Source organism: Photorhabdus viridis (genome assembly GCF_040256935.1).
In the GTDB taxonomy this organism is placed as follows: domain Bacteria; phylum Pseudomonadota; class Gammaproteobacteria; order Enterobacterales; family Enterobacteriaceae; genus Photorhabdus; species Photorhabdus viridis.
Map to the genome: position 1 here is coordinate 21,550 of NZ_JBEJZY010000022.1, position 15,285 is coordinate 36,834.

Here is a 15,285-nt window from a genome sequence, read left to right on the forward strand (position 1 = left end):
ATGTTTCAATATGTATCAAATTGGAATAGTAATATCAATTCGCTTCGGTGATATATTTCTGATTGTATGTAGATTACTACCTGCCTTGATTGGCTCAATAAAATTGTGTACTAAAATTTGAACGACATTGCAGCAAAAACCATTCCACCGCTTCCTGCCCACCCCATGCAGAACTGCTCTTTCTCCAACAGACCTTGGTGAACAGCATCAATGATTCCAAAAGGAATAGATGCAGTAACAATGTTACCTGTTTTATGCCCAACATGATGCATTTTGTTCTCAACATCGATCGACTGTCCAAATTCATGCCACATTTTTGGTGAACCAGTGTGAATAAAGATCTTGTGAATATCATTGTTGGAAACTTGGTGCTTATTAAATACCCCTATTGTTCCTTCCCGGCCATATTCATGTAGTAGAGCTGCGTATGAATTAAACCGACATTGTCCACCAAGAGGTGAAATGCGTTCAACATCAGAATCGTTACAAAACAGTTCCCAGTTAGGTAAGGAAATGGTAGACAAATCACCTAAATCTGGTCTGTTGATATAAGAAAATTTGAAGTTATCAGGTGATTCATTACTCAGTATGGTAACAGTTGTTGCTTCTCCTATCGTAAAACTTGGAAATTTATAAGCCAGCTCTGATGAAGAATTCAAAGAGAAGTTCTGTGGGAAGATAGGTCCACCATCGGACATACCAAACTCCATATTAACAATAGCAGCATAGCGTATTTCACCTGCCTTCATTTTACTATTGATAATATCCATCGCAGTCACCCAACCATTACAAGCGTCTATGACATCGTAATTCCTGCAATTGAGTCCCAGCATTTTTGCGATAAAAGTACTATTGGCCGGCTCAGTGAAGCCTCGAGTGACGCTGGGGTAGATCAACAGATCGATTTCCGCTTTGCTTATATTAGCTTGTTCTAAAGCGCGATCGAATGTTGCTTCCATGAGTTGCATGGGTTTTTCACCTTCAGCAAGCCAATATCGGGTTTCTATACCGCTTTTATTGAGTAATTTTCCTATTGATTTTAAGGTCTTAGATAAATCTCCCTGAAAGGTTTCTTTTGAATGTTCCTCAATTAAATTAATAACTTCCTGATTTGTAACAAACCGTGATGGAAGTGTTCCTGCTATGCCTGCTATTTTCATTAACGTATCCTCTAGGTAAATCTCTTGAAAATTCTGTTTTGTTAGTTTCTTAGTGAAAAAATGAAATTTAATTTCCACCCTATATAGTACAGATTTATATTATAAATAATTAGAAATTAATTTTAACGAAATATAAACAAGGGAGTCACATGTCAGTAAAGTTTATTGTAGGTTTGAATTTCCCCATTGAAATAATTTGATCGCTTATATTTCTAACATAAGTCCAGCCCAAATCAAGGGAGAAATATTATTTTTTATTTTTTTATATTCAGGTCTTGTAAACTTTAAAATACATTAATTATTTGTGATTCTTCATTTATATACGTTATTATTATCAGGACTAAATAAAATCTAATTGTGTCATATTGAAATAGTATACAGACTATTTCACATATTCGATCTCATTCACGTACCACAAAACTTCTCCTTTCGGTGTATAAACGATTACACTGTCTCCAACCTCTTTCTTCAATAAAGCCCGGGCCATTGGAGAATCGATTGATATGTAGTCTTTGCGACCAAAGATTTCATCGTACCCGACAATACGGAAGCGTTTAATCTCCCCTTGATCATTTTCGATTTCTACCCATGCACCAAAGAACACACGCCCATCTTGTTGAGGGGAGTAATCAACACACCGCAGTTCTTCCAGACTCTTGGTCAGGTATCTGACTCTTCGATCAATCTCCCGTAGTCTCTTCTTGTTATATTGATAATCTGCGTTTTCGCTCCTGTCTCCGAGACTTGCCGCCCAAGTGACTTTTTTAGTGACTTCCGGGCGTTCTTCACGCCATAAATAATCTAATTCTTCCTTTAGTTTGTTGTAACCTTCGCGGGTTATAAGCTTAGTCTTCATTTTATGTTGTAGATACAGTGAATTGCATTGATAAACATCATTATAAGTAATTATGGCAATTCTTATATAGTAGACTTTGACGAAACTGCGGAATTTTCCCCCTAAATTCTCATTGAGAGTGAAGCGAACTGTTAGGATTAGGAGGCAATGGATAGCTAACAACCCATCGGGCTGTCAGCGGTCTGTCCAATGTGTGGACAACACCTTGACGATAATAAGAAAAAGGAAAATAGTAATAGATAATAGTGGAGAAAGTATCATGGCTACAAATGTTGGAAGAGCATGAACAGGCGCAGAGGCTGGCAGAGCTACGTGCAGCGGTGAGTGCTGGCATTGAAAGTGGGGAAGGTCTAGCGGCAGGTGAAGTGTTCGGAGAGTTAAAACATAAATATCAGCGGATGAACACAAACAGACAGGATGTCACAATGCTGCTGGGTAGGTAACAGGTAAATAACCTGTTACCTATAAGGTCGCCGGAGTGAGGTGCAGGGCAAGTTTGTTACCAGCCTTCCCACCTTCTATTAAAAGTATGATGACATCGGAATGTGTCCGATGATATCAGATAGGCATCTCAATGGTGGTCTGAACCTGTATCAGTATGCACAGGATTCGGTGACCTAGATTGAATTGCCATTTTATACTGTCTCAACCATCTAGGGTAAATATCAGGGAGCTTTTGATATTCTGTTTCAATGTTGATTCAGGCGCTAAACGCATGGACAGATCTCGTTTCAGTCGAGGGAAAAAACGCGCCTCCTGCTCAATATCACTCATCGATCTTGAGGCATTGACCATCATTTCTGCTCTTGGGATGCGTGTTTTTTCATAAAAACGCAACGCAGCTATAGGATCAGCTTTCTGTATGATAGCGTGAGCCAGAACAGCTGCATCCTCCATTGCCATTCCGGCGCCTTGCCCTAAGCTGGCCAGCATGGGGTGCGCGGCATCGCCTAATAATGTGATACGGCCTTTTCCCCAATGTGGAGAAAAATGACGATCCTGAGCGGGAACGGCGATAATGTCTGTCGAAGGCGTTTTTAAGATGATATCTGAGACAATATTTGGCCAGCCTTGGTAGAAACCTGCAACGTCTTGGTTGGAGCCTTGCCATGTTCGCGCCTGTTTGTCTTTCATATTGGCCGTTCCCCACCAATAGATTTCTCCCCCGCCAATGTCAATTAAACCAATCCGTTTACCGGCTCCCCAATAATGCACGATATAACCTGGCGTAATTTGCTGATGCTGGTAACGCGTGATAGCCAGCCAGCAAATATAATCAGCAGTGCGGATAGGTTCTGAACCATGCATTAGAGTTCGCACAGTAGAATAAATACCATCGGCACCGATGAGTATGTCTCCCTGGGCTTCACGGCCATCAGTAAATTTCACAGATATACCAGTGGCAGATTGGTTAATCTCAACCGCCCTGGCGGACACTTTGACTTCAATATCAGGTAACTGTTGCAACAATGCCTGTTGTAACGCCTTACGTGAGATACAAACACTGGCAGCGCCATTTTCTGCGGAAACCTCTGTCACAGGTAGTCGCCTTAATAAGCGATCACTCGCGGTACGTATTTCAAAGGTTTCGACAGGAGCACCGAAATGCTCCAAATTAAGATTGATGCCCAGGGCGCCAAGCGCAACTGAAGCATTAGACATCACTGATAACCCAGAACCACTGGTCCTCAGCTCTGGTGCTTGTTCGTAGATCTCAACGGTGCAACCGATGTGTTGCAGAGCGACGGCGGTCGTCAATCCACCAATTCCTGCACCTATGATAATGACTTTCAAAGGTTTATTCATTTTATGCTCTTAATTGATGTTACGGTTAGAGAGGAGGAGATACGCATTTCATTCAAGATCACTTTTGCTACCTCGGCAACGTAGGGTTCTTCCATTATTTCCAGATGATCGCCAGGGACATCAATGACATTTAACTTACCTGTGGTCTTATTACCCCAGCCATTTTTGGGATCATGATATTCACTGCGAGCAGCGTCATGCATCGAACGTAATACGTCTGGTAAAGGCCGGGTTGCATGCAACAATGTCATATCAATATCGGCAATATTTTGAGTTGAATAATCTGCCGCAGCCTGCCAGTTAGCCTTGTAGACATTAAACAGTCTCTGCACCACAGCTCTTGAACTCGCTTGTGGAATGGCTCCGGTAGCGATGGCATGTTCGGTAATATGTTCAAAACGCCCCTGTAAGGTGGTGATGTATTCAGGAACAATTTGTTCAGGTAAATCCGCCCCTTGGTTAAGCCATAGCAGTTCCCAGAAGAACCAATTCAACAAGGCATTATCATCTGTTTGCCAGCGTGAGTGTGTATTCAGCGTCATCGTATCCAGTACAAATAGATTAGCTGTTTTTTCGCCTGACTCTTGCAATTGCCGGGCCATTTCAAAAGCGACAAAACCGCCATATGACCAGCCGCCGAGTGAATAGGGTCCTTGTGGCTGTACCTGGCGGATAGTTTGAATATAATTAGCGGCCTGCTGCTGTACCGTGGCGAGAGGTGTTGATCCAGCGTCAACACCATGAGCTTGCAATGCATAAAATGGCTGGTCAGCTGGAAAGTGTTTCACTAAACGCAGGTAAGACAGAACGTTACCGCCCATAGGATGGACAAAAAATAGCGGGCGGTGTTTACCGGTGGTACGCATTGGCACCAGTGGGCTAAAGTGCGCTTGTGCATCACTGTGGCGAACCCGCAGAGCCAACTGAGCAATTGTTGGATCACTGACAAATACCGATAGCGGGATATTGACGCCAAAATGTTTTTCAACCAGTACCACCAAACGCATGGCTGTCAGAGAGGTTCCTCCCAGATCGAACAGATTCTGATGTACAGAAATCGATGAGATCTTTAATAAATCGGCGGCCAGTTCGCATAATATACGCTCATAGCTATCGTCAGGTTTCCCATCATGACTGTCGATATGTTGCCGGGTGATAGCGGTTTGGCTTAATTTACGGTCATCCCTTTTGCCACTCGGTGTTTTAGGCAGGGAATCCAACCATTCGATATGGCTGGGGATCATATATTGCGGCAGAGTGGCAAGCAGATGCTCAGATACCTTATCAACTATATTGTCACTCTTTTCTCCTACCAGAAATGCCACTAGGAAACGGTCATTGGTGTTACGTTGTTGAACAACAACGGCGACGTCTTTGATGAATTTATCTACACCTAGTGTACTGGCAATAGCGAGTTCCACTTCGGCCAGCTCGACCCGGTAACCACGAACCTTAACTTGGGAGTCTTTACGTCCTAGGCACAATATCACGCCATTATTCAATTTGATGCCCAGATCGCCGGTACGATACCATTTCCCCGGGGAGTTTGTGAGTGTGATAAAACGTTCAGCGCTCAGTTCCGGTTGATTGTAATATCCCAAGGCTAATGAGGGGCCGCTGACATAAATCTCGCCGCGTACTCCAGGTAAAACTTCCTGTAATTTGTCATCCAGGATCAATACGTTAGCATTATCAATCGCGGTTCCGATAGGCGGCAATGCCGGGAAAGCTTCAGTATTGCCGCTCATGGTAAATGAAGTAATAACGTGTGTTTCCGTTGGTCCGTACTGGTTTTCAAGGAGCCCATCTTCGAGTTTGCCAATGAACTTCCTGATTTCATCCGTAACGCGTAACTGCTCTCCTGATGAAATCACTACTTTTAGCTTTTCAGGGTAAATATTCAATGTATCCGCTGTTTCTGCCAATTGTTGCAAGGCAACATAAGGCAGATAAATGCGCTCGATTTGGTGCTGATGAAGCAATCGGAGCAGGTTAGCCGGATCTTTGCGCTGCTCATCACTGACAAGATGTAATGTTCCGCCCGAGGCTAATGTGGAGAAAATTTCCTGGAACGAAACATCAAAACTCAGTGGCGCATATTGCAGTGTCGATGATGCCCGGATTCCACTGGCTGTTGCGTTTTGCCATTTCACTAAATTAGCCAGACTTCGATGCGGCATGGAAACGCCTTTTGGTATACCGGTAGAGCCGGAAGTGAAGAGTAAATAAGCTATCTGTTCAGGAGCAATAGTAACGGCAGTAGGTTGTATTAATGAGTCTGGCCCTTGAAGCAGCTTATTCACATCAATTAATGGAGTAGAGGAAAGTAGAAGGCTTGCTGGCGGCTGTTCTGTATTGGTAATAATGATCAATGGCTTTACCTGCTCAATCATTACTGCAATACGTTGGGCTGGATAACTTAAATCCAGCGGTAAACAGATCCCTCCTGCACGTAATACACCGATCAATGTTGCAATCAATTCCGGAGAACGTTTCAGCGCAATTCCTATTGGTGTTTCTACGCGAACGCCCCGTTTTACTAAAGCATCAGCGATAAATGCCGATTTATGCCAAAGTTCATCAAATCGCCATTTTTCATCACCATATTTCAGTGCGATTGCCGACTTATGCTGGCTGACAGCCCAACTGATCGCATCAATAACAGATGTGAAAGTTGAAGAAGGAGTAATAGCATGAGTGGGTACTTTGGGTATTGTGCTAAGTGAGGCTTTTTCGTCACTCCGGCTGACAATATTTCTGAGAATGGTTAAGTAGGTATCAATAAACATATCAGCCTGAACTGATGAGAACACCGTACCATCAAAGTCACAGCGTAATACGTTACGGCCGGTAGCAAAATCGGTCATAACGTTGACCAGGATTTCAAAGTTGGTTTCTTCCCAGGGCGTGAATGAAATCAAACGTAAATCGGGAGAATTAAAGACTTCTGCTAACGCATGGAAATAGACATAGTTAAAAGCGGTGCTGATTTTTGCTCCATCCCCCGCAGCTTGCTGGATAGCATTCAGAGGGTATTTTCTATGTGGTGAATGGCGTTGCTCTGTGATAAAGACGTCATTGACACATTCTATCCAGGTTTTACCTGTTGCTGAAAAACGAACCGGTAATGTATTAAGGAATAATCCCAATAAATATTCTGAGTTCTGTACCTCAGGCCGGCTATGAGTGATCAAGCCTGTTGCAATTTCATCTTGTTCAGCAAATAAGGCAATTGTGGCGCAGTGCGCAGCGAAAAATACGGATTTAGTTGATACATGTTTTTGTTGTACCCAGTCTTTTAGCTGTTCTTTTATATCATCAGGTATTGATACTGATTTCGATATCAAAACTTCATCAGATGGAACATCATAGAGTCTATAGCCTGTGACTTGTGTTCGGGATAATCCGGAAAGTTCATTCTGCCAATAGATTTTGTCCTCTATGGATGCCAACGATAGTAGCTCATTCCGCACAGATAATGCGGGTGACGGCAGACGGATATCAGTAATACCATTACTATCGCTATCAATATAGTGATGCAGTAATTCGCGTATCAGATTAGCCACACTGCCGCCATCCAGGATTGCATGGTGAAAACTCAAAATGAGTTCAAGCGCTTCTGCTGTTTTAAATAATCTGAGGTTAAATAGTGGGGCACGATCGAAGAGATAATGATGGTGTGTCTGCTGATGCATATATTGGATAATTTGATATTCAGCGCGGACAATATTAATTTCACTGAGATCAATAATTACAACGGTTGAATCAATATCAATAGATTCATTCACAATTTGCAGAGGTTCTTTAAAATCAGCCAGATTAAAGTGTGAACGCAGGGCTGAGTGTCTTTGAATCAATATTACAGCACTTTTCCTGAAGTGATTGGGTTCCCACTTAGCTTGAAGGGTATAGCGGAAAACATCTTTGTACTTTGCTGAATCATTGGCCTGCTGGCTATGATAGATCAAACCCAGTTGTAGCTGTGTCGCCGGATAGGCATCCGCAAAACCAGATAATCTGGCCTTTTCAGCTTCATCAATCAGGGCAAATGGCAACAGATCCAACGTGTCTGCAATAGGTTGTGAGAGTTCAACCTGATGGCTCAACGCAGAAATGGTCGGGTATTGCGTCAACTGTGACAGAGTGACTTTGATACCTGCTTTTTCAGCTTCAGAACGGATTTTCAGCATCAGGATTGAATCACCACCGATAGCGTAGAAACTATCCTTGATCCCAACATTGCTGATGTTCAGAACGCTTTGCCATATTTTAACCAAGGTTTTTTCAAGTTCGGTCGAAGGCATATGTACCGTCTCAAGAACTTTATCCAGCGTTAGCTGACTCAGCGCATTGCGATCCGCCTTACCATTCGGCGTCAGGGGAATAAAGGGTACAGCAATAAATTTTGCGGGTACCATAAATTCAGGTAAGGAGTCTAACAGGCGGTCACGCAGCGTATCAGCGGTATAATTTTTACTGGCGACATAATAGGCGCAAAGATAGGCGCCACGTTGTTCATCATGCTCAGGCAGGACTTCTGCACTGGTAATGCCTGATATTCTCTCCAGCGTGTTCTGGATTTCGCCCAGTTCGATCCTGTTTCCGCGGATCTTCACCTGATTATCAATACGTCCAAGATATTCGATGCTGCCATCAGGCAACCATCTGGCCAGGTCTCCTGTGAGGTACCAACGCACTGTTGTTGCTAAACCGGATATATCACGGATAAACTTCTCATCGGTTAATTCAGGATTGTTAAGATATCCACGAGCCAAGCCTACGCCGCCAATTTGCAGTTCCCCTGCTACACCAATCGGCTGACGGGTGTTGTGAAGCGACATAATACGCAGCGCGGTATTATTGATCGGATAACCAATTGGCACCCGGGTAATGTTTTCTGTTGAATTAGGAAGGATCTCATAATAGGAAACATCGACTGTTGCTTCGGTTGGCCCGTACAGATTAACTAATAACGGCATGTCTTTGCCAAATTGCGTAAATATCCTCCTGAATTGATTTACCCGGGCGGGGGATAATGCTTCGCCACTGGTGAAAATTCTGCGCAAACTGCCGATCTGAGTGATCAACTCAGGTTGTATTTCCAGTGCGTTAAGAAAAGGAAACAGCATCGAAGGAACAAAATGCACGGTCGTTACATCATGTTCTTTAATCGCTTGAATGATCTTTAAAGGATCTTTTTGTGCTCCGGGCGGCAGCAAAGCGACAGAAGCGCCAGTCATTGACCACCAGAATAGTTCCCATATGGAAACGTCAAATGAGATCGGTGTTTTTTGCAAAATAACATCGGTTTCATTTAACGGATATTTTTCCTGCATCCATTCCAGCCGGTTAACAACTGATCTGTGCTCAATCATCACACCTTTCGGCCACCCGGTGGAACCTGAGGTATAAATGATATAAGCCAATGAATTGGGGGCAGAACGGTTAAGTAACGGTAATGTTGCGGTATCAGATGAATACCGGCTGTTTAGTACTCGATAATGTTCAGCAAATGTTCCATTTATCGGGTGTTCTGTCAGAATGACGGAAACGCTGCTGTCTTGCAGAATATATTCTATTCTTTCAGCAGGGTAAGAAATATCAATGGGCAGGTAAATTGCCCCTACTTTTAGAGTGGCAAAAATGGCAGCCAGCATTTCCTCGCTGCGTTCCATCATAACGGCAACAACATCCCCGAATTGCACTCCATGCCCGACCAGCATAGATGCGATACTATCGGTATGCGCTTGTAATTGTTGATAGTTACAGGATTGTGGCGCGTGTTTTGCCGACTTAATGGCAATTGCCCCAGGATGTAAAGCAGCCTGTTTTTCAAATAAGGTAGAAATGGTTTCTCTGTCAGAGAAAGAGATGTTTGGCCCCTGTTCAAAGGCTTGCAGTTGTTGTCGCTCCTCTATTGGAGAGATATCAATATGTGAAATACAACTGTCCGGTGCGGTGATGATTTGTAAAATTATTTGTGAGAGTGATGCGGCAAACCGTTCAAATGAATAGTCAGGATTGAAAACATCAGCGGCACCCCAGAAATTAATAGCGACATCATTGTTATCACCATTGGTAATCATATGAATAGCTAAAACATCTGCTTCATGACCATTGGCACAAATATTTGAATGATATTCAATTTTTTCGAACGCAGGAATCTTCTGTAATTGAAGATAGGAAACGGTGACATCAAATAGCTGGCGGGAAATATTGCCGGCCTTATTATTGCGTGTTTTTATCAGTTGGCTCAGAGGAACATGTTCATATTGTTTCAGAAATTTAATTTTTTTCTTAATTTGCTGTGCTAATACCCGCAAGCTCATCTCGGAGTCAACTGTTACGGAAATTGGCAGTGTATTGGCCCATTCACCAGTGATATTGATATTACTTTGCTGACGGTTAAATAGCGGGATGCCGATAGTGATATGAGAATTATTGTGTATCCGTGATAATAAAATAGCAAGTGCCGTGGTCATAACAGTAAGAGGGGACATTCCAGTTGATAATGCACTTTTAACCTGAGAACCGGTTAATGTCATCTGTTGTTTTATAAATTGGGTATTTTCGGCTGACTTCTTACGGGTAAATAAAACGGGTTCAATCCCCTCTATAGTTTTCGTCAGCGCAGAGACATCATTCACCATGGAATGATGTTTTAACTGTTCTAACGAGCGGATAATAGCTGCCAGATACTTTTTTTGAGCGTTAACATATTCTGGGACAGGTTCTGAACTTTGATATTGCTGGAGGATTTTTGTACTGATTAAATTCATCCCCCAGCCATCGCAAACAATATGATGGGTACGTAACAAAAAGGCGACATAATTAGCCTGGTTCGGGGCAACAATGGCGACTTCTAACAGAGGAACACCGGTTAAACTGAATACCTTAGCCGGCCATGCCGAAATAAAGTCTTCACCAGTTTGAGATTGTGATTGTAAATATTCGCTGTTGATTATCTCGACTTTAACCTCAGCCATACAATGATTGATACACTGGGTTAATAACTCATTTTCTTCTAAAATTTGTATTTTGCCGATGATTTCCTGATTAATAACATTGTTTGCCGCCATAACGAGCTTATCAAGATTAATATCCCTAAAAAGGTACCGTATCTGTGCCAAAGTGTATTGAGCGCTTTGTGGGTTGCGCTGATTTTCAAAAAAGATATCTTGTTGATATGGAGTAAGAGATATTACATTTTGTAATTGTTTCATATCGTAATCCTTGGAGACGAATAGGAACACTCTATGTCATTGCAATTATGTCGAATTTTCATCGTCAAGCAAAAAATGACATAACAAATTGATTCATTATAAAAATAATCATATTTTTATTCTGGCTGAGTGATCTCTGTATTATCTTTCATATTTACTGATAATAGCTATAATTTGTCATCTGTGACATAACGTATGAATTATATTTATGTCTTTTAACCCCTAAAGAGTAAAGTTTTTGCTCCGAAATTGTGAGTCAATAAATCTTTCCCATTTTGCAAGGTCAGCGCATTGGCTACATTTTAGTGGTCAAGGCATCGTCGTTCCTTCAGGCTACTGCCAGCGAAAAAGTGAGTAGCTATTCAGTTGTCTGGGTAAATTTATTTGTATCAGCGTTGAAGAATTGTATTGGTTGCATGACAGAAAATGTGACGCGCTTCCTACTTTACTGATAATGAAAAACAGGCCAGAGGGTTCAATTGGAGAAAAAGCGAACTAAATTGTTTATTATAGGAAGAAAAAGTTTACGCTAGTGCGTGGATCAGATAGGAAGGTGATATGAAACGGAAAGCATTATTCGTTTAGCCTGCCTGATGAATTTGATTCAGTTAGCTGGTGGATTTAGGTTAATTCTCCGGTAGCCGGAATACTGATGAGCAAACCAACAGGTGACGAAATTATCGTAAAAAAATCAATGCTTAACAGTCAGTTGTAGGATTTTGGCAGTCAGTGGTTTACCACTGAATTAATCATTCAGATTAATAACGTACGAAAATAAGTCCTATAGAAATTATCTTAAAATATATATATCTGGATTCTATCTTTGGTTTAATCTTCTTCATAATGATAAATTTAGCAAAGCATGTAGTATTTATTTGGAGTTCAATAATGCAAGAAGGTAACAAAATCCTTGTGGTGGATGATGACATGCGCTTACGAACGTTATTAGAGCGTTATCTGACAGAACAAGGTTTTCAGGTACGTAGTGCTGCTAATGCGGAGCAGATGGACCGCTTATTGACACGGGAATCTGTTAGCTTAATTGTATTGGATCTCATGTTACCTGGGGAAGATGGGCTTTCTGTTTGCCAAAGACTGAGAAAACAAAATAATCCGGTGCCAATTATTATGGTGACGGCAAGAGGGGAAGAAGTAGACCGTATTGTCGGGTTGGAGATCGGCGCTGATGATTATATTCCTAAACCATTTAATCCTCGTGAGTTATTGGCGCGTATCCGGGCAGTATTACGCCGTCAGGCGAATAAGTTACTAGGCATACCCGCTGAGGATGACGCAATTATTAATTTTGGTAAGTTCAGTCTTAATCTAAGCACCCGGGAAATGTTTCAGGGAGATGAACATATGGTACTGACCAGTGGCGAGTTTGCCATATTGAAAGTGCTGGTTTCTTATCCTGGTGTACCGCTGTCCCGTAATAAGCTGATGGGATTAGCCCTCGGCCGGGAATACAGCACTATGAAGCGATCTATTGATGTTTTGGTTTCACGTCTGCGCCGTGTGATTGAAGAAGATCCTGCACACCCGCGCTATATCCAGACCATTTGGGGACTGGGTTATGTCTTTGTGCCTGATGGAAGCCGTGTATGAAGAGATTGCGATTCTCCTCTCGCAGCACTTTTACCCGTACTTTATTTCTGGTCATGGCTATGCTGTTTATCAGTCTGGTAACCAGTTACCTGATCGTTGTGAATTTCGTTATCATGCCAAGCTTGCAGCAGTTCAATAAAGTGCTAGCGTATGAAGTTAGTACTTTAATGGCTGAAAGATTAAAGCTGGAGGACGGAATCTCACCGGTAGTACACCGGGAGATTTATCAGGAGCTGGGTATTACGCTGTATTCTGAGTCTGATGCGGAGATACAAGGTTTACGCTGGGCCAAACATTATGATTTCCTGAGTGAGAAGATGAGTCAATACCTCGGTGGCAAAGCTGATCTGCGTCTGGAAATAAACAAAGAGAGCCCTATACTTTGGCTTAATTCTTATTTGGCTCCCGATATTTGGGTCAGGGTTCCTTTGACTGAGATCGAGCAAAATCAATTCTCACCCATTTTCCGTTATATATTGGCAATTTTATTACTGACGTTTGGTTGTATCTGGCTTTATATCCGTTTTCAGAACCGGCCTTTGCTGGAAATGGAGTATGCTGCCAGACAGACGGGTAAAGGTATTATGATGCCTACGGTGCGGGAAGCGGGTTCGCTGGAAGTTCGCGCTTCTATTCGTGCATTTAACCAAATGTCCGCAGGAATAAAGTTATTGGAAAGTGACCGGACGATATTAATTGCCGGGGTAAGCCATGATTTGCGTACTCCACTGACACGTATCCGGTTGGCAACAGAAATGATGAGCAAGGAAGATGCTTATTTATCTGAATCTATCAATAAAGATATTGAAGAATGTAATGCCATTATTGCGCAATTTATTGATTATCTCCGTACCGGGCAAGAAATGCCAATGGAATTCTGTGAACTGAATTCTATTCTCAAAGAGGTTATTTCCGCGGAGAATGGCTATGAGCAAGATATTGAAAATAATCTGTCTCTTCCCCCAATAACCGTTAACGCGAATCCGATTTCTATTAAACGGGCATTGGCTAATATGCTGGTTAATGCCAATCGTTATGGTAATGGTTGGATTAGAGTCAGTAGTGGTCAGACTCATGAATTTGCCTGGTTTCAGGTGGAGGATGATGGAGCAGGAATTAAGCAGGAAGATTTGCCACGGTTATTTCAGCCATTTGTCCGAGGTGAAAGAGCGCGCAGCAACAGTGGAACAGGGTTAGGTCTGGCTATTGTTCAGCGGATTATTGATGCTCATGACGGGAAAATTGAAATTGGTACCAGCCCCAGAGGGGGATTATCTATCCGTGCCTGTATTCCTGTTGTGGAAGATAATTTTTGATAGCCTGAGAGGATAACTTCCGGCTTCAATTTCATGGCCTGTGGAGATGACAGTTTTATGTCAGCATCAAGCTGAGTTTGCATTGCGCTGTCATAAAACTGTCATAATTAAGACATTTTGCTGTAACTAAACTGACCTATTTTCCCTTCTGAACCTTTTTTAATCTGACGAACACATTTCTTTATTGATTCTCAATGTCCCATTAGGAGGGATTATGAAACTGATGCGTACCACTGTAGTCGGCATAATGGCAGCGACGTTTTCTTTGATAACCCTGCCTGTATTCGCGGCTTCCAGCTTGACGGGGGCAGGTGCGACATTTCCCGCCCCAGTGTATGCCAAGTGGGCAGATTCTTATCAAAAAGAGACCGGTAATAAAGTCAATTATCAAGGCATCGGTTCTTCCGGCGGCGTAAAACAAATTCTGGCAAATACCGTTGATTTCGGTGCTTCCGATGCACCCTTATCCGATGAAAAATTAGCGGCTGATGGTTTGTTTCAATTCCCGACGGTCATCGGCGGGGTCGTACTGGCGGTTAATATCCCTGGTATTAAATCTGGTGAATTAACACTGGATGGTAAAACGTTGGGTGATATTTATTTAGGTAAAGTGAAAAAGTGGAATGATCCGGCGATTACTAAATTGAATCCGGGGGTAAAACTACCGGAGCAGGATATTGCGGTGGTACGTCGTGCAGATGGCTCCGGCACCTCTTTTGTGTTTACCCGTTATCTCTCTAAAGTGAATAGCGAATGGAAAGAAAAAGTTGGTTCAGGTTCCACGGTAAGCTGGCCTGCTGGTTTAGGTGGTAAAGGCAATGATGGCATTGCTGCATTCGTTCAGCGCCTGACGGGTTCCATTGGTTATGTTGAATATGCCTATGCTAAACAGAATCATTTGGCTTATACCAAATTGGTCTCTGCTGATGGCAATGTTGTCAGCCCGACAGAAGAGAGTTTCAGCGCCGCAGCGAAGAAAGCGGAATGGCACAAAACGTTTGCTCAGGATTTGACACACCAGCAAGGTGAAAACGCGTGGCCGATCACTTCCACTACATTTATTCTGGTTCACAAACAGCAAAAAGACGCCGCCAAGGGGGCAGAAATACTGAAATTCTTTGACTGGGCTTACGAGAAAGGCAGTAAACAAACGAATGATCTGGATTATGCAACCCTGCCAAAAGAAGTGGTTGAGCAAGTTCGCGCGGCTTGGAAAACCCATGTGAAGGATAGCAGCGGTAAAATTCTGTATTAAATCGTGTTGATGGCAACGGTTTAAAGTATCGATTAAATTTGTAGTTTTGATTTCTCCCCCG

At 42.6% G+C, this 15,285-nt stretch carries 8 protein-coding genes; 4 read left to right on the top strand and 4 right to left on the bottom strand.

Going from position 1 to position 15,285, the window contains the following annotated elements:
• Positions 1 to 110: 110 nt before the first annotated feature.
• The gene (locus ABR397_RS11140; protein WP_350305814.1) at positions 111 to 1,160 is read right to left on the bottom strand and encodes a 3-oxoacyl-[acyl-carrier-protein] synthase III C-terminal domain-containing protein; all 1,050 of its coding nucleotides are present in this window, start codon (positions 1,158 to 1,160) and stop codon (positions 111 to 113) included.
• A gap of 382 nt (positions 1,161 to 1,542) precedes the next feature.
• Entirely contained in the window at positions 1,543 to 2,016 is a 474-nt protein-coding gene (gene greB, locus ABR397_RS11145) for a transcription elongation factor GreB (RefSeq protein WP_350305815.1), read from the bottom strand.
• Between the two features lie 245 nt (positions 2,017 to 2,261).
• Between greB and ABR397_RS11150 the strand changes: the two genes are divergently transcribed.
• On the top strand, positions 2,262 to 2,459 hold the full coding sequence (locus ABR397_RS11150) for a hypothetical protein (protein WP_350305816.1): 198 nt from the start codon (positions 2,262 to 2,264) through the stop codon (positions 2,457 to 2,459).
• Positions 2,460 to 2,661: 202 nt separating this feature from the next.
• Here ABR397_RS11150 and ABR397_RS11155 read toward each other — a convergent pair whose 3' ends face one another.
• Positions 2,662 to 3,822, bottom strand: coding sequence for an FAD-dependent monooxygenase (locus ABR397_RS11155; protein WP_350305817.1), 1,161 nt, complete (start codon positions 3,820 to 3,822; stop codon positions 2,662 to 2,664).
• Complete coding sequence (locus ABR397_RS11160; RefSeq protein ID WP_350305818.1) at positions 3,819 to 11,045, bottom strand: amino acid adenylation domain-containing protein; 7,227 nt, start codon at positions 11,043 to 11,045, stop codon at positions 3,819 to 3,821. The genes ABR397_RS11155 and ABR397_RS11160 overlap by 4 nt, the downstream gene beginning before the upstream one ends.
• A gap of 888 nt (positions 11,046 to 11,933) precedes the next feature.
• Here ABR397_RS11160 and ompR point away from each other — a divergent pair.
• The 3 genes from ompR (at position 11,934) to pstS (ending at position 15,224) form a co-directional block, all read left to right on the top strand.
• Positions 11,934 to 12,653 (top strand): osmolarity response regulator transcription factor OmpR, encoded by a 720-nt coding sequence (ompR, locus tag ABR397_RS11165; protein WP_021323367.1) that lies wholly within the window; start codon positions 11,934 to 11,936, stop codon positions 12,651 to 12,653.
• Positions 12,650 to 13,969, top strand: a complete 1,320-nt coding sequence (gene envZ, locus ABR397_RS11170; RefSeq protein WP_350305819.1) for a two-component system sensor histidine kinase EnvZ — start codon at positions 12,650 to 12,652, stop codon at positions 13,967 to 13,969. Before ompR ends, envZ begins: the two co-directional genes overlap by 4 nt.
• A gap of 214 nt (positions 13,970 to 14,183) precedes the next feature.
• On the top strand, positions 14,184 to 15,224 hold the full coding sequence (pstS, locus tag ABR397_RS11175; protein ID WP_350305820.1) for a phosphate ABC transporter substrate-binding protein PstS: 1,041 nt from the start codon (positions 14,184 to 14,186) through the stop codon (positions 15,222 to 15,224).
• Positions 15,225 to 15,285: the final 61 nt, after the last annotated feature.